The 15,700-nt window shown below is 75.1% G+C and carries 13 protein-coding genes; 9 read left to right on the top strand and 4 right to left on the bottom strand.

The annotated features are described in order from the left end of the window. Window positions 1-21: 21 nt before the first annotated feature. Window positions 22-630, top strand: a complete 609-nt coding sequence (locus tag J5Y04_RS10115; RefSeq protein ID WP_245204579.1) for a cysteine hydrolase family protein — start codon at window positions 22-24, stop codon at window positions 628-630. Between the two features lie 34 nt (window positions 631-664). On the opposite strand, the gene J5Y04_RS10110 is transcribed toward J5Y04_RS10115, so the two are convergent. Both J5Y04_RS10110 and J5Y04_RS10105 read right to left on the bottom strand, forming a co-directional pair. Further along, the gene (locus J5Y04_RS10110) at window positions 665-1,195 is read right to left on the bottom strand and encodes a hypothetical protein (RefSeq protein WP_209411621.1); all 531 of its coding nucleotides are present in this window, start codon (window positions 1,193-1,195) and stop codon (window positions 665-667) included. A gap of 114 nt (window positions 1,196-1,309) precedes the next feature. After that, the gene (locus J5Y04_RS10105) at window positions 1,310-2,074 is read right to left on the bottom strand and encodes an SDR family oxidoreductase (RefSeq protein WP_209411620.1); all 765 of its coding nucleotides are present in this window, start codon (window positions 2,072-2,074) and stop codon (window positions 1,310-1,312) included. Between the two features lie 135 nt (window positions 2,075-2,209). Here J5Y04_RS10105 and J5Y04_RS10100 point away from each other — a divergent pair, with 135 nt between their 5' ends. Then, a complete protein-coding gene (locus tag J5Y04_RS10100; RefSeq protein WP_245204608.1) occupies window positions 2,210-3,118 on the top strand; it encodes a sigma-70 family RNA polymerase sigma factor in 909 nt (302 codons plus the stop codon). 192 nt (window positions 3,119-3,310) lie between these two features. Then, on the top strand, window positions 3,311-4,723 hold the full coding sequence (locus J5Y04_RS10095) for a hypothetical protein (protein WP_209411619.1): 1,413 nt from the start codon (window positions 3,311-3,313) through the stop codon (window positions 4,721-4,723). A 181-nt stretch (window positions 4,724-4,904) separates the two neighbouring features. Here J5Y04_RS10095 and J5Y04_RS10090 read toward each other — a convergent pair whose 3' ends face one another. Both J5Y04_RS10090 and J5Y04_RS10085 read right to left on the bottom strand, forming a co-directional pair. Next, a complete protein-coding gene (locus J5Y04_RS10090) occupies window positions 4,905-5,420 on the bottom strand; it encodes a DinB family protein (protein ID WP_307853034.1) in 516 nt (171 codons plus the stop codon). Between the two features lie 38 nt (window positions 5,421-5,458). Continuing rightward, a complete protein-coding gene (locus tag J5Y04_RS10085; RefSeq protein ID WP_209411618.1) occupies window positions 5,459-6,034 on the bottom strand; it encodes a nucleosidase in 576 nt (191 codons plus the stop codon). A gap of 407 nt (window positions 6,035-6,441) precedes the next feature. On the opposite strand from J5Y04_RS10085, the gene J5Y04_RS10080 reads away from it, so the two are divergent. From J5Y04_RS10080 to J5Y04_RS10055, 6 genes are all read left to right on the top strand, one after another. Continuing rightward, complete coding sequence (locus J5Y04_RS10080) at window positions 6,442-7,746, top strand: hypothetical protein (protein ID WP_209411617.1); 1,305 nt, start codon at window positions 6,442-6,444, stop codon at window positions 7,744-7,746. Window positions 7,747-7,762: 16 nt separating this feature from the next. Further along, a complete protein-coding gene (locus J5Y04_RS10075; protein WP_209411616.1) occupies window positions 7,763-8,710 on the top strand; it encodes a glutamate ABC transporter substrate-binding protein in 948 nt (315 codons plus the stop codon). A 207-nt stretch (window positions 8,711-8,917) separates the two neighbouring features. After that, window positions 8,918-10,282, top strand: a complete 1,365-nt coding sequence (locus J5Y04_RS10070) for a hypothetical protein (RefSeq protein WP_245204578.1) — start codon at window positions 8,918-8,920, stop codon at window positions 10,280-10,282. A 5-nt stretch (window positions 10,283-10,287) separates the two neighbouring features. After that, window positions 10,288-12,894: a serine/threonine-protein kinase gene (locus J5Y04_RS10065; protein WP_209411615.1), complete on the top strand. Its 2,607-nt coding sequence runs from the start codon at window positions 10,288-10,290 to the stop codon at window positions 12,892-12,894. A gap of 3 nt (window positions 12,895-12,897) precedes the next feature. After that, a complete protein-coding gene (locus tag J5Y04_RS10060) occupies window positions 12,898-14,223 on the top strand; it encodes a serine/threonine-protein phosphatase (protein ID WP_307853033.1) in 1,326 nt (441 codons plus the stop codon). Between the two features lie 62 nt (window positions 14,224-14,285). Beyond that, a complete protein-coding gene (locus J5Y04_RS10055; RefSeq protein WP_209411614.1) occupies window positions 14,286-15,641 on the top strand; it encodes a VWA domain-containing protein in 1,356 nt (451 codons plus the stop codon). Window positions 15,642-15,700: the final 59 nt, after the last annotated feature.

Below are 15,700 nucleotides of genomic sequence, written 5' to 3'. Positions count from 1 at the left end.
GGGCCCCGGCACGATGAACGCATGACGAACACCAGCGCATTCGACGCCCCCCTGACCATCGACTCCGACGCCGTCCTGGTCGTCATCGACGTCCAGAAGGGCTTCGAGGACCACGCCTTCTGGGGCGAGCGCGACAACCCCCTGGCCGAGCAGCGGATCGGCGAGCTGATCGACGTCTGGGAGAGCACCGGGCGGCCGATCGTGACGGTGCAGCACGCCTCCACGGCCGGCCCGCTCGTGCCGGGCACCCCGGGGTACGAGCTCAAGGACTTCGTGGCGAAGGTCGAGCCGGCCCTGCACATCACCAAGCAGGTCAACAGCGCCTTCTACGGCACGCCCGACCTGCACGACTGGCTCCAGCAGCGGGGCGCCAAGCAGGTGGTGATCGTCGGGATCATCACCAACGTCTGCAACGAGACCACCGCGCGGATGGCCGGCAACCTCGGGTACGACGCGGTCTTCCCGGCCGACGCGATGCACGCCTTCGACATGACCGGCCCCGACGGCGTCACCGTCCCCGCCGCCGAACTCGCCCGCGCCACCAGCACGGTGCTGCACGCGATGCGGTTCGCCAAGGTGGTCACCACCGAGGCCGTGGTGGCGGCGGCGCAGCCGGTCGGCGTGGCGTGAGCGGCCGGCCCGGCCGTCCGGTGGACCGGGCGGGTCAGCCGAACAGCGCGGCGTAGGCGGTGCCCTCCTCCGCGTTGAGCAGCACGATGTCGCGGCCGGGCCCCGGCCCGGTGGCCACCTCCCGGAGCCGGGCCAGGGCCTCCTCCTCGGTGGGGAGTTCGATCCCGAGGGCGGCGGCGGCCGCGTCCCGTTCGTCGAGCAGGCCGGGCTCGTCCTCCAGGTAGCCCTCCGCCGCCTCGGCGCTCTCCTCGGCCGTGAAGCCCCGGCAGTCCCGCCACCACGGGACGGCCAGCAGTAGCCGGACCAGCTCCGGCAGGCCGATCGCCACCAGCGCGGCGCCGCCCTCGGAGTCGGCGTAGAGGACGGGCCGCTCGTCGCCGCCCTCCCCGCAGAGGAAGTACGTACCGCCCGAGCCGTCCCCGGCGATCGGCTCCAGCGGCTCCCCCGAGGCGAGGACGACCGCCTCCACGTGCTCGGTGCGGTCGGGGTCGAAGTCCCCCGGCCAGTACAGGTAGTCGGCGGCGGCGGCGTTCTGCCGGACGGCGGCGAGCAGCGAGTGCGTCATGCCGGCCACCCTAGATCCGGCCACCGACACACCTCGACGCCCCGGCCGTCCGCACCGGTCGCTGAAGCCACCGGCCCGGGCAGCGCGTTCAGGCCTCGCGTTCGGGCCTCGCGTTCAGGCCGCCCGCTCGGCCAGGAAGGCCTCCCAGGTCCGCTGGCCCGTCTCGGCGCCCGCGAGGGTCAGGTTGTCGCCGGCCCGGTAGGCGCGGCCGACCTTGCCGGGCACGCGGACCGGCAGCATCGGCCGGCTCTTGCCGCGCGCCTTCAGGTAGCCGCGGACCAGCTCGCCCATCGGGTAGACCTTCGGCCCGGCCAGGTCGGGGACGTGGCCGGCCGGGGCGTCGAGCGCCAGCTCCACCAGCCGGGCCGCCACCTCCCGCGCGTCGACCGGCTGCCAGCGGATCCCGCCCGGGGCCGGGACGACGGGCAGCCTGGCCATGCCCGCCGCCACCTTCAGCGCCAGGTCGTGGAACTGGGCGGCGCGCAGCGTGGTGTAGGGCACGCCCGAGTCGGCGACGGCCTGTTCGGCGCCCAGCTTGGCCCGGAAGTAGCCGATCGGCAGCCGGTCCGCCCCGATGACCGAGATGTAGACGAGGTGCTCCACCCCGACCCGCCGGGCGGCGCGTACGAGGTTCCGGGTGGCGACGTCGTCGCCCTTGGCGCCGCCGGCGAGGTGCAGCACGGTCGTGACGCCGTCCAGCGCCTCGTCGATCCCCTCGTCCTTGAGCAGGTCGCCGGTCACGTACGCGACGCCGTCCCCGGCCGGGCGCGCGGTGCGGGTGAGCACCCGCACGTCCCGCCCGGCGGCGCGCAGCAGCGGGAGGACGTGGCCGCCGAGGGTTCCGGTCCCGCCGGTCACCAGGATGGGAGCGTTCGTCATGATCGTCTCCGGTTCGTCCCGGCCGGGAGTTGATCTCCCGGCCACAGCCGTTAGGTTTCGTGGTTCTGCAACTCGGTGGTTCTGCAGCCATGACCCGCGGCGACGAAGGAATGTGACACGGTGGACGAGAAAGTCTTGCCGCCCGATCTCTCGGGCGGTCCCCGGGCCGATGACCGGACCGGGCGGTTCGAGGAGCACCGGCCGCATCTGCGCGCGGTGGCGTACCGGATGCTCGGCTCGATCAGCGAGGCCGAGGACGCCGTCCAGGAGGCCTGGCTGCGGTACGACCGCACCGACACGGGCGACGTGGAGAACCTCGGGGGCTGGCTGACCACCGTGGTCAGCCGGGTCTGCCTGAACCTGCTGCGCTCACGCGCGCAGCGGCGCGAGGACTCGCTGGAGTCCCGCATCCCGGACCCGCTGCTCGCCCGCGAGGGCGTGGTCGACCCGGAGCAGGAGGTGCTGCTGGCCGACTCGGTCGGGCTGGCGCTGATGGTGGTGATGGAGTCGCTGTCGCCGGCCGAGCGGGTGGCGTTCGTCCTGCACGACCTGTTCGCGGTGCCGTTCGAGGAGATCGCGCCGCTGATCGAGAAGACCGCGGCCGCCACCCGCCAGCTGGCCAGCCGGGCCCGCCGCAAGGTGCAGGGCCAGGCGCCGGCCCCCGACCGGGACCTCGCCCGGCAGCGGGTGGCCGTCGACGCGTTCTTCGCCGCGACCCGCACCGGCGACCTGGAGGCGTTGCTCGCCGTGCTCGACCCCGAGGTGGTGCTCCGTGCGGACGGCTACGCCGGCGGGACCACCCGGGGCGTCGTGCTCACCGGCGCCACGACGGTGGCGGGCCAGGCGGTCATGTTCAGCTCGCTCGCGCCGTACGCCCGCCCCGCGCTCATCAACGGCGCCGCCGGGGTCGTGGTGATCGGTGCCGACGGCAGGCCGGTCTCGATCATGGCGTTCACCGTGGTGGACGGCACCATCGCGGCGATCGACGTGCTGACCGACCAGGAGCGGCTGGACGCGCTCGACCTGTCGGCGTTCCGGGAGTAGCGGAGCGACCGACGCCGACTGTGTACCGCCCCCGCACGACGCCCGTGCGGGGGCGGAACGACGTGTACGTCGCGTGCAAGGCCCGGACCCGGCTGCTCCCGTTGTTGACGGCTAGTGGGATGATCCCACCCGCAACATCGGTGTCACTGAGACGACGCCATGCATTTTTGTTCACAGGGGGATTGAGAACACATGTCATCGATAGACCGTTCCCGCCGGACCAACCGCGGGACGGGCCGCACCGCCGGGACCGTCCTGGCCTCCGCCACCGCCGTCCTCGCGCTGCTCGCCACCTCGGCCTGCGGCCCGGACAACAGCCCCGAAGCCGGGGACGCCGCTGCCGCCGCCTCGGCCGGGGCGTCCCTCCTGGGGCTGCCGGCCAACCTGGACGACCTGAAGAAGTGGAAGTCCGAGGACTGGGAGAAGTGGGCGAAGCAGGACGCCATCCCTGCCGCCGCCAAGGGCTTCTGGACGATCGAGAAGCTCCTGGCCGCCAAGCCGGCGACCCCGGGCAAGGCGAACCTCCCCGACCCGGGCCCGGCCTCGCAGGCCCCGGCGACCCAGGCCCCGGCCTCGCAGGCCCCCACCGCCAGCAAGGCCCCGGCCTCCCAGGCGCCGACCCAGGCCCCCGCCACCAAGGCCCCGGCGACCCAGGCACCGGCCTCGCAGGCCCCGGCTTCGCAGGCGCCGACCCAGGCCCCCGCCACCAAGGCCCCCGCGAGCCAGGCACCGGCCACCCAGGCACCGGCCACCCAGGCACCGGCGACGAAGGCCCCCGCCACCAAGGCCGCGAACGACAACGGCAACGACCCCGCGCCCCAGGTGATCAAGGCGGAGGCCCTCCCGCACCCGTACAGCAAGTACATGTTCGAAGGGCGGCTGTTCTCCGTCCACCCCGACGGCACGGGGGGCTCGTGCTCGGCCACCGTGGTCTCCGACCCGGCGCACCCGGGCAAGAGCAACCTGGTGTGGACCGCGGGCCACTGCGTGACCAGCGACGGCGCCTACGCCAAGGAGATCACGTTCATCCCGGGCTACAACAGCACGGGTGCGGCGAGCGGGAAGAAGACGCCCACCAAGGAGCAGGCCGAGCCGCTCGGCGAGTTCCCGATGACCGAGGTCCTCACCACCCCGCAGTGGAAGGCGTTCAAGTCGCACCTCAGCGGCGTGGGCAGCCACTACGACTACGCCATCGTGAAGGTGGCACCCGCCGACAACGGCAAGTCCCTCGAGGAGACCGTCGGCGGTTCCGTGCCCGTCTGGTTCAACGCGCCCCGCGAGCAGCTGGTCCCCACCAGCTACGGCTACCCCTCCGCGGCGCCGTTCGACGGCCAGGAGCTGAACCGCTGCGTCGGATCCACGGCCACCCGGGTCTCCTGGGACCCGGCCCGCCCGCCGCTGATCGCCATCGGCTGCACCATGACCCCGGGTTCGAGCGGCGGCGGCTGGCTCGCCCTGCGCGACGGCAAGCCCGCCCTGGTCAGTGACAACGCCGCCTGCGACTGCGAGGAGAACAACGGCGTCTGGAAGACCACCTGGATGGCCGGGCCGTACCTGGACGACCAGGCCGCGGGCATGCTGGACTTCATGTCCAAGCGGAGCTGACCCCGCACCACCGGCAACGGCCTCGCCCCCGCGGGACCGACCGACCACCGTGCCGCACGGCCGGGGTCCGGTCGGGCCGGGGCGGGGCCGGCCGGACCCCGCCCGGGGCTTCCCGACCGGGCGTCCTCGGGCGGGCGTCGGGCCCGCCCGGGGACGCCCCTCTCCTTCGCCGGCCGGCCGGCTACCGCCCGACCGCGCCGTCCAGCTGCTCGCGGATGATGTCGGCATGGCCGGCGTGCCGGCCGGTCTCCTCGATCATGTGGACCAGCAGCCAGCGCATCGACGGCGCCTCGGCGCCGGGCCGCAGCGAGCGCACGCCCGGGCGGTCCAGGTCGCCCGCGGCGGCCGTGATCACCTCGTTGGCCCGGGCGACCGCCTCCCGGTAGGCGGCGACCGACCCGGCCACCGTCTCGTCGCCGGGCGAGGGCGCGTCGTCGTCCCAGGGCTCGACGTCCTCGCCGCGGTAGGCCCAGAGGAACCAGTTGAGTTCGACCGCGGTGAGGTGCCGGACCAGCCAGAGCAGGCTGGTGCCGGAGGCGACGCCCGGGCGGCGGGCGTCCTCGTCGCAGAGGCCGTCGGTCTTGCCGATGACGGCCTCGCGCAGGTAGTCGAGGAAGGTCAGCAGGGTGGTCGGCTCGTCGGCGTTGAGGCCGGGCGGGCGGACGTCGGAGCGCTTGCGCGCGGCGTTCTCGGTCACGCCCGCCACCCTAGCCACGCACCGCTACTGATCGACCGTCACCAGCCCTGGCCGTGCAGCCACTCGGCGAGGTGACGGGCGCAGTCGTCGACCGACTCGCGCCAGGTGTGCGAGGCGCCGTCACCGGCCTCGTCGCTGACGTGCTTCACCAGCCGGACGGGCAGCCCGGCCCGGTGGGCCACGGAGGCGAGCGCGTAGCCCTCCATGTCGACCAGGTCGGCGTGCTCGGCCAGCCGCTCGCGGGCCTCGGCGGAGGAGACGAAGAGGTCACCGGTGGCCAGGATCGGCCCCTCGCCCTTGCCGACCACCAGCGGGGCGCCGTAGGTGCGGCCGGTCAGCTCGAACAGGGCGGGGCTGTCCATGTCGTGCTGGATCACCTGGGTCACGGTGTGGGTGCCCTCCCAGCCGGGCCGCAGGGCGCCCGCCGTGCCGAGGTTGAGCACCTCGGAGGGGTGCTCGCCCCGGGCCAGGACGGTCGCCAGCGCGGCGGCGGCGTTGACCTTCCCTATTCCGGTGAGCAGCACCGGCAGCCGGTCGCCGAGGTGGGCGGCCTCCTCCCGGACGGCGACGACGACGAGCGGGCGGTCGGCGGAGATCGTTCCCATCAGGCGCATACCGCCATGGTACGGACGGGCGCCCGTCCGGCCGCCGAGCACGCACAGAACCGGACCCCTGCCCTCCGGGTGTCCGGGGAACCGCATAGGGTGCATCCCGCGTCGACCCGATCGCCACCCGCCCCGCGCCCGGGGCGACTGGCCCCAACCGTGATCGATGACGGTGCTCGGAACCGGTGCCCGGGGGCGGTGCCCGCGGACGGCACCCGGAGATGCTCAAGATCGGCGCAAGTCGGGTGTGGCCGCGGGGAGCGACGGCCATACTGCTGGCAACGGCCGGGCCCGGACGACGGGCCGGGCCACAGGGGAGGGTGAGGCGGGTGGCGACACCAGTAGGTACGGAGGGACCGGGCGCAGTGGTGCCGGTGCGGCCGGGGGGAACCGCCGCAACCGGGGGCCGCGGCCCGGTGGCCAGGATCGGACGGGCCACCCGGACGGCACCGGGCCGGCTGCGGCTGGCCGGGGCGCTGCTGGCGGTGGTCACGCTCGCCTTCGGCGCGCTCACCGCGTGGCAGGTCAACTCCCGGGCGCAGGCCGCGGAGCGGGTCGTCTCGTACAGCCAGCCGCTGAGCCAGGCCGCCGCCGACATCCACCGTTCGCTGGCCGACGCGGACACCACCGCGGCCACCGGCTTCCTGCTGGCGGGCGCCGAGCCGAAGGCCGTCCGGGAGCGCTACGAGCAGGACCTCGCCACGGCCTCCCGGCTGATCGCCGAGGCGGCGGCGCGGACCACCGCCTCCTCCCCCGCCCAGGGTTGGCTCGCCACCCTCAACCAGCAGGTGCCGGTCTACGCCGGCCTGGTGGAGAGCGCCCGGGCCGACAACCGGCAGGGCTTCCCGCTCGGCGGCGCCTACCTGCGGTACGCCTCCGACCAGATGCGCACCGTGCTGCTGCCGGCCGCCGCACAGCTGAGCGCGGCCGAGAACCAGGAGCTGGCGGACGACTACGCCGCGGCCCGGTCGGTGCCGTGGGCCGCGTACGGGCTGGGCCTGCTGGCGCTGGCGACGCTGGTCTGGGTGCAGGCGGTGCTGTTCCGGCGGACCAACCGGGTGTTCAACCTCGGCCTGCTCGGCGCCACCGCGGCCGTGCTGTCCGCGGTGCTCTGGCTGACGGTCGCCGGGACGGGCGCGAACTCCGCCCTGCGCGACAGCGAGCGCCAGGGCGCCGCCCCGCTGCGGGCGCTGAACGCCGCCCGGGTCGACGTGCTGACCGCCCGGCTGGCGGAGAACCTGCACTTCGTCGCCCGCGGCTCCTCCACCAAGTACGCGGAGCTCTGGACGAAGACCACCGAGCACCTGGCCGCCACGGACGGCAGGGGCGGGCCGGCCGGCACCCTGCCGGACGCCCTGCGGCTGGCCCCGACGGACGCCCGGGCCGCCATCACCGACGCGCAGCAGCAGTACCAGCAGTGGCGCGACCGGCACCTCGCCGCGAGCAGGCTGGAAAACGTCGAGGCCGACTACCAGGGCGCGCTGGACGCCACGGTGACGGTCAAGGAGGCGGACGTGCCCGGGACGGCCGACGCCTCGTTCAACGCCGCCGACCAGCGGCTGGCGCAGGCCGCCGCCGCCGAGCTGAGGCAGTTCGAGCAGGCGGCCGAAGGCACCGACGGGGACCTGCGCACCGCCGCCGTGGCGGTCGCGGTCCTGGCCCTGGTCGCAGCCGCCTCGGCGGTCCGCGGCCTCGGCCGGCGACTGGCCGAGTACCGGTAGAGGGGGGACGGACACGATGGGCAGGGGAACGGTACGGGCCCGGGCGGCGACGGCGGTGGCGCTGCTGGCGTCCTGCGCGGTGGTGCTCGGCGCGGGCGGACCGCAGGGCGCGGTGCTGCCGGCCGCCGCGGCGCTCCCGCCGGCGCAGGCGCCGCTGCAGGAGCAGGCCGGCAACGACTGCGACGTCTACCAGAGCGTGCCGCCGAGCAGCGAGGACGGCCCGGCGGTGAAGGCCATCAAGGCCAAGCGGAGCCTGGTGATCGGCATCGACCAGAACAGCTTCCGCTGGGGCTCCCGCAACCCCAACACCGGCCAGATCGAGGGCTTCGACATCGACCTCGCCAAGGCCGTCGGCACCGCGATCATGGGCGACCCGGACAAGGTGGTGCTCAAGGCGGTGCCCACCTCGGGCCGGATCGAGTTCATCCAGCAGGGCCGGGTCGACCTGATCGTCCGGACCATGACGATCACCTGCGACCGGCTCCAGCAGGTCGCCTTCTCCAAGCCGTACTTCAGCACCAGCCAGCGCGTCGTGGTGCCCAAGGCGTCCCCGGCGAAGACCATCGACGAGGCGGTGGACGGCAAGACCGTCTGCGCGGCGTCGAGCTCCTCGGCCGAGGACGAGCTGAAGGCCCGCCCCAAGGTCGGGAAGATCGTCTCGGTGGAGAACCACCTCGACTGCCTGGTGCTGATGCAGCTCGGCAAGGTCGACGCGACGATGACCGACGACGGCCTCGCGGCCAGCCAGGCCGCCCAGGACCAGACCGTCCGGGTGGTGGACGGCGAGGTCCGGCCCGCCGTGATGGGCATCGCGATGCTCAAGAACAGCACCGACCTGACGGCCCGGGTGAACCAGGTGCTCGCCGACTACCACGCCAACGGCGCCTGGCGGGCGGGCTACGACCGCTGGCTCAAGCCGTACATGCTCAACGACGCCGACCACTACTGGCCGGACCGGCGTTGAGCCGCGTGAGGTGCCCCGTCCCGGCCTTGACGGTCCTTTGACGACCGGACCCCGTCCGGGCACGGGACCTCAGGCTAGGGTCGGGGCGGGCCGGAAGAGGGCGAAGGCCGCAGCGGCCGGGGCCGGACCGGCGCGGGCCGCAGCAGCGCGGACGTGGCCGGGGAGGACCGGGCCGGGGAAGACCAGGACAGCGAAGGAGAAACGGCGTTGGCAGCTTCGGCCGGCCCGGCACTGAGCCGGGAGGAGGTGGACCGCGCGCTGGCGCGCCTCGGCACCGAACGCGACGCGGTCGAGTCGGCACTGCTCTCGCTCCAGGACCACGCGGGCCTGCGGCTGCTCGACGGCGCCGAGCTGGCCGGCCGCACCCGGGAGCGCTGGTCCGTCGCCGGACAGGGCCTGCCCCTGCTCTGGGCGTTGTTCGACCGCTACTCGGAGGCGCTGGCCTCGGCCCGCGCGGTCCGCGCCCGCAAGGCCAAGCCCGGCTCGGCCGAACTCGCCGAGCTGAACGAGCTGCTGACCGGCGACGCGGTCACCGTGCCCGGCGGCGCCGTCCCGGACGGACCGCAACTCCTCGGTGCGCCCGCCAAGCTGGTCGAGCGGGTCAGCCTGGACGAGCTGATGACCCGGATGAACTCCTGGTACGCCACGGTGCTGGAGGTGGTCAGCGCCGCGGACGCCGTCTGGTCCGCGCTGCCGGCCCGGATCGACCTGCTGCTGGCCGAGCTGAGCCGGGTGCGGACACTGGCCGGCTCGCTCGGCGTGCACGCCGGCGGCCACCCGCTCGGGGACGACCTGGCCGGGCTGGAGGCCGACCTGACGGAGCTGCGGACCGAGGTGCGAAACGACCCGCTGGCCCTCTGGCGGCCGGCCCGGGTACCCGCCCAGCGCGGCACCCGCCCGGACGGCACCGCGCTGGCCACGCCGTCCGGGGTGGTCGACACCGAGCGGTTCGACCGGGCCGGGCGGGCGCTGGACGGCGTCCGGGTGGAGCTGGAGGACCTGCTGCGGCTGCGCGACGACGCCGAGGAACGGCTCCAGGGCGTCGGCGACCTGCTGCAACGGGCGGACGCCACCCTGGCCGAGGCCCGCCGGGCGCGCGGCGAGGTGCTGGCGAAGATAGCCGCCACCGAGGTGCCCGCGGTGCCCGGGCCCGCCTCGGCGCTGCGCGAACGGATCGTGCTGGCGCTGGAGTTGCGCCAGGGCGGTCAGTGGCACCGACTGGCGCCGCTGCTGGACGCGCTGGAGGACGCGGCCGCCAAGGAGCTGGCCCGGGCCCGGCAGGCACTGACCGAGGTGACCCAGCCGCTGGCCGTCCGGGCCGAGCTGCGCGGGCGGCTCGACGCGTACAAGGCGATGGCGGCCCGGCTGCGCGTCGCCGAGGACCCGGAAGTGATCGAGCGGTACGAGAAGGCGCGCTGGCTGCTCTGGAGCGCGCCGTGCGACCTGCGGGCGGCGGCCGCGGCCGTGGGCCGCTTCCAGCAGTCGCTGCGGCCGGCGGCCGAACCGCCCGGCGGGCGGCCCGGCGGCGAGCCGGTCGACGGACAGGCACGGGAACAGGGACTGGGGGGCTGAGGACGATGGGCGAGGCGTGCGTACGGCCGGACTGCACCGGCGAGGGGACGATCGACGCGGACGGCTACTGCACCGAGTGCGGGCTCGCACCGGCGGGCACGGTGTCCGTCGCGACGGGGCCGGCGACGGGTCCGGCGACGGGTCCGGCGCCCGGGACGGCCGCCCCCGCGGGCGCCGCGGGCCCCGGCTCGCCCTGCCCGCGCGACTGCGCCGGCACGATCGACGACGACGGCTACTGCGACGAGTGCGGCCTCGCCGCCCCCGGCGGCGACACCGGGCTCACCCAGCCGTACGTCCCCTCCGCCCGGGTCTCCCCGGACTCGGCGCGCTCCACCCGGACCGGCTCGTCGCGCACGATGTCCGGCCGCTCCCGCTCGCACCGCTCCACCCGGACCGGCAGCGGCCGTTCGGTGTCGGTGCGCAGCAGCCGCGGCAGCGTCAGCGCGGGCACCCGCCACCGGCTCGGTGCCGGCCTGGTGACGGTGCCGACCGTCCCGTCGGCCGACCCCGCGCAGGCGGTGCTGGTCAACCCGGAGGTGCCGGAGCGCAAGCGGTTCTGCTCCAAGTGCGACGCCCCGGTGGGCCGGGAGAAGAACGGCCAGCCGGGCCGTCCGGACGGCTTCTGCACCAAGTGCGGCACGCCGTACTCGTTCACGCCCAAGCTGCGCCGCGGGGATCTCGTCGGCGGCCAGTACGAGGTGGTGGGCTGCCTGGCGCACGGCGGGCTCGGCTGGATCTACCTGGCGGTGGACCGGCGGGTCAACGACAAGTGGGTGGTCCTGAAGGGCCTGCTGGACACCGGCGACGAGGACGCGCTGGCGGTGGCCGTCGCCGAGCGGCGGTTCCTCGCCGAGGTGGACCACCCCAGCATCGTCCGCATCATCAACTTCGCCGAGCACCCGGACCTGCGCACCGGCGCCACCGACGGCTACATCGTGATGGAGTACGTCGGCGGCAAGTCGCTCAAGGACATCGCCAACGAGCGCCGCACACCGGACGGCCGGCGCGAGCCGCTGCCGGTGGAGCAGGCGATCGCGTACGCGCTGGAGGCGCTGCCCGCGCTCGGGTACCTGCACGGCCGGGGCCTGGTCTACTGCGACTTCAAGATCGACAACGTGATCCAGAGCGGCGACGCGCTCAAGATCATCGACATGGGTGCCGTCCGCCGCCTCGACGACGACGGCCCGATCTACGGCACCATCGGCTACCAGGCGCCCGAGATCGCCACCGACGGCCCCTCCCCCGCCTCCGACCTCTACACCGTCGCCCGCACCCTGGCCGTCCTCACCTTCGACTTCCAGGGCTACAGCACCACCTACCGCGACTCGCTGCCCGGCCCCGAGTCCGTCCCGGTCCTCGCCGCCTACGAGTCGTACTACCGCTTCCTGGTCCGCGCCACCGACCCGGACCCGGCCCGCCGGTTCGCCTCCGCCGAGGAGATGGCCGACCAGCTCACCGGCGTGCTGCGGGAGATCCTCGCGCTCCAGGACGGCCGGCCGCGGCCCTCGCTCTCCACCCTGTTCGGCCCGGAGCTGCGGGTGGTCGACACCGAGGTGGTGCAGCCGCCCGTACGGCCCGGGGAGCTGCGGGTCACCGCGCTGGACCCGGCCGCCGCCGCGCTCGCGCTGCCCGTCCCCCGGGTCGACCCGGCCGACCCGAACGCCGGCTTCCTCGCCACCCTGCTCGCCGCCGACCCGGAGGAGGCCCTCACCGCGCTGGCCGGGGCGCCCGCCGACTCCGTCGAGCGCCGGCTGCGCGAGCTGCGCGCCCACCTCGAACTCGGCCGCCACGCCACGGCCGGGGAGGCGCTGGCCTCGCTGGAGAAGAACCACCCCGACGACTGGCGGGTCGTCTGGTACCGCGGCCTGACCGCCCTGGTCGGCGCCGCGGCCGCTGACGAGGCGGACGCCGACGGGCCCACGGGGGACGGAACGACCGGTGACGAAACGGCCGGCGAGGGGACGACGGGTGCCGAGCGGCCCCGCGAGGCCGGGCTGCGCGCCGCCGCCGAGGCCTTCGACGCCGTCTACGACGCGTTCCCCGGCGAGAGCGCCCCGAAGCTGGCCCTGGCCATCTGCGCCGAGCTCCTCGGCGACGGCGGCGACGCGGCCGAGTTCTACCGCCTGGTGTGGAGCACCGACCACGCCTACCTGAGCGCCGCCTTCGGGCTGGCCCGGGTCCGCCTCGCCGACGGCGACCGGGCCGGCGCGGTCGCCTCGCTGGAGTCCGTCCCGGCCACCTCCAGCCAGTTCACCGCCGCCCGGATCGCCGCCGTCCGGGCCCGGCTGCGCGAACGGCCCGCCACGGACCCGCTCGGCGCCGACCTCGGCGCCGGCTCCGAGCAGCTGACCGCGCTGCGCCTGGACGACCGCCGCCGCGAGGAGCTCTCCGTCGAGGTGCTCAGCGCCGCCCTCGGCTGGGTCACGGCGGGCTCGGCGGGCGCCGAGGACCCCGGCCGGACCACCGTGCTGGGACGACCGGCGGCCGAACGGGAACTGCGATTCGCACTGGAGCAGTCCTACCGGGTACTCGCCCGGTTGGCCGACCGGGCCGAGACCAGGATCGAGATGGTGGAGCGGGCCAACCGTGCCCGCCCCAGAACGTGGGTGTGACCAATGCCGCAGCAGACCGTGTGCCAGAGCTGTTCCGAGCCGCTGGACCCGGAGGACGTCTATTGCGGCTCCTGCGGGGCCGGCCGGGACGGCAGGCCGGCCCCGGGCGCGATGCCCGCCAGCTGGTCCGCCGACCGCCCGCCGGCCGCGCCCGACACGCCCGTCGTCCCCGCCCAGGCCGGGCCCGGCTGCGTCCACTGCGGCCTGCCCCAGGTCTCGGCCGACGGCTACTGCGAGGCCTGCGGCGGCGCCCAGCCGCGCCCGCGCGACCACATGGAGAAGTCGCTGGCCGGTGTCGCCGGCGTCAGCGACCGCGGCGTGCGCCACCACCGCAACGAGGACTCGTTCACCGTCGCCGCCTCCTCGCTGCCCGGCGGCGAGCCGGTCGTGGTCGCCGTGGTCTGCGACGGGGTCTCCTCCTCCGACCGGCCCGACCAGGCCTCCGAGACCGCCGTCGACGCCGCCTCCGAGTCGCTGCTGACCGCGCTGGAGGCCGGCCAGGAGCCCAACGCGGCGATGCGCCGGGCGGTCGCGGACGCGGCCGCCGCCGTCGCCGCCCTCGCCGGGGACGGCACCTCGCCGCACCGGCCCGACGTCAACGCGCCCGCCTGCACCTTCGTCAGCGCGATCGCCGCCGCCGGCCGGGTCACCATCGGCTGGGTCGGCGACACCCGGGCGTACTGGATCCCGGACGACCGGGTCGCCGCCGAGCCCTTCCGGCTCACCCAGGACGACTCCTGGGCCGCCCGGATGGTCGAGGCCGGGCTGATGGGCGAGGCCGAGGCCTACGCCGACCCGCGCGCCCACGCCATCACCGGCTGGCTCGGCGCGGACGCCGAGGAGGTCGTCCCGCACACCCTGGACTTCACCCCGCACGTCCCCGGCGTCCTGCTGGTCTGCACCGACGGCCTCTGGAACTACGCCGAGGCCGCCACCGACCTCGCCCACTACGTCCGCCAGGACGCCCGGGCCGAGCCGCTCGCGGCCGCCCAGACCCTGGTGCGGTTCGCGGTCGCGGCCGGCGGACACGACAACATCACCGTCGCCGTGCTGCCGATCGACCCGCCCACCGGGCTGGGCGGCGCCGCACGCGCGGACGCCTCGGCGGACGAGGACGCCCGCACCGCCACCGCGCTCGACCTGCCGGTGATCCGGCCGGCCGGGGGCACCCCGGGCGGGGCCGACGACGCCGACGACGAGGACCACGACCCGACGCTGCCGGACCTGCCGGTGATCGGCTCGCCCGCCGCACCGCTGCCGCCCGCGCCCCCGGCCCCGCCCGCGCCGCCGACCGTGCCGCCGCAGCCGCCGCACCCGCCGGTGGGCTGACGCCCGCCCGCACCCCACCGACCGTACGCACCAACCGACCACCCGACGGGAGCCACCGGCCCATGGCAACACTGGCTAAGCCGAACCTGCCCAGGTTCGACGTGGAGATCTTCCAGAACGAGTTCCTCGCCGACGGCGCCCGCGAGGTGAACGCCATCGTCACCGTCACCGCGACCGGCGGCGGCACCTCCGGCGGCCGTCCGCTCGGGGTGTCCGACGCGGGCCCGCTGGGCGCCGACGCGCAGTCCGCCGCCGTGGTGATCATGGTGGACTGCTCCGGCTCGATGGACTACCCGTCCAGCAAGATGCGCGGCGCCCGCGAGGCGACCGCCGCCGCCATCGACACCGTCCGCGACGGCGTCGCCTTCGCGGTCGTCGCCGGCACCCACGAGGCCAAGGACGTCTACCCCGGCGACGGCACCCTCGCCGTCGCCTCGGACGCCACGAGGGCCCAGGCCAAGGAGTCGCTGCGCCGCCTCACCGCGGCCGGCGGCACCGCCATGGGCACCTGGCTCGCCAAGGCGGACAAGCTCTTCCTGACCCGCCGCGACATCGCCATCCGGCACGCCATCCTGCTCACCGACGGCAACAACGAGCACGAGAACGCGGCCGACCTGGACCGCGCCATCGAGCGGGCCTCCGGCCACTTCACCGCCGACTGCCGCGGCGTCGGCACCGACTGGCGGGTCGACGAGCTGCGGAAGATCTCCTCCGCGCTGCTCGGCACCGTCGACATCGTCGCCGAACCGTCCGGCCTCGCCGACGACTTCCGCGCCATGATGGAGGGCGCGATGGGCAAGCAGGTCGCCGACGTCGCGCTGCGGATCTGGACGCCCGCCAACGCGGTGGTGAAGTTCGTCAAGCAGGTCGCCCCCGCGGTCGAGGACCTCACCGGCCGCCGCACCGAGGCCGGCCCGCGGGCCGGCGACTACCCCACCGGCTCCTGGGGCGACGAGAGCCGCGACTACCACGTCTGCGTGGAGGTCCCCGCCGCCGCCGTCGGCAACGAGATGCTGGCCGCCCGGGTCAGCCTCGTCCTGCCGCCGCAGACCGGCAGCACCCCCGAGGTGCTCTCCCAGGGCCTGGTCAAGGCGGTCTGGACCGACGACCTGGCCTCGTCCACCCGGATCAGCCCGCAGGTCGCCCACTACACCGGGCAGGCCGAGCTGGCCTCGTCCATCCAGGAGGGCCTGGAGGCGCACCGGGCCGGGGACGTCGACCGCGCGACCGCCAAGCTCGGCGCCGCCGTCCGGATCGCACACGCGACCGGCAACGACGGCACGTTCAAGCTGCTGCAGAAGGTGGTGGACGTGGTCGACCCGAAGGAGGGTACGGTTCGGTTCCGTAAGAACGTGAGCGAGGCCGACTCGATGACCCTCGAGACCCGGTCGACCAAGACCGTCCGTGTGAAGAAGTGACCGCTGAAGAACTCCGACCGGGCCGGGGCCCGGCCGGACGCTGCCCCAGCTGGCTGGAA

This window comes from Kitasatospora sp. RG8 (genome assembly GCF_017813315.1).
Classification (GTDB): Bacteria; Actinomycetota; Actinomycetes; order Streptomycetales; family Streptomycetaceae; genus Kitasatospora.
The sequence above is the reverse complement of the archived record's forward strand: the minus strand, read 5'-3'. Positions and strand labels throughout refer to the sequence as shown.

What these genes read in the sequence shown, in the direction of transcription:
- J5Y04_RS10105 (WP_209411620.1), bottom strand. Translation starts at nt 2,074, where the DNA reads ATGACGAACGCTCCCATCCTGGTGACCGGCGGGACCGGAACCCTCGGC.
- J5Y04_RS10075 (WP_209411616.1), top strand. Translation starts at nt 7,763, where the DNA reads ATGGGCAGGGGAACGGTACGGGCCCGGGCGGCGACGGCGGTGGCGCTG.
- J5Y04_RS10065 (WP_209411615.1), top strand. Translation starts at nt 10,288, where the DNA reads ATGGGCGAGGCGTGCGTACGGCCGGACTGCACCGGCGAGGGGACGATC.
- J5Y04_RS10095 (WP_209411619.1), top strand. Translation starts at nt 3,311, where the DNA reads ATGTCATCGATAGACCGTTCCCGCCGGACCAACCGCGGGACGGGCCGC.
- J5Y04_RS10110 (WP_209411621.1), bottom strand. Translation starts at nt 1,195, where the DNA reads ATGACGCACTCGCTGCTCGCCGCCGTCCGGCAGAACGCCGCCGCCGCC.
- J5Y04_RS10085 (WP_209411618.1), bottom strand. Translation starts at nt 6,034, where the DNA reads ATGCGCCTGATGGGAACGATCTCCGCCGACCGCCCGCTCGTCGTCGTC.
- J5Y04_RS10115 (WP_245204579.1), top strand. Translation starts at nt 22, where the DNA reads ATGACGAACACCAGCGCATTCGACGCCCCCCTGACCATCGACTCCGAC.
- J5Y04_RS10060 (WP_307853033.1), top strand. Translation starts at nt 12,898, where the DNA reads ATGCCGCAGCAGACCGTGTGCCAGAGCTGTTCCGAGCCGCTGGACCCG.
- J5Y04_RS10055 (WP_209411614.1), top strand. Translation starts at nt 14,286, where the DNA reads ATGGCAACACTGGCTAAGCCGAACCTGCCCAGGTTCGACGTGGAGATC.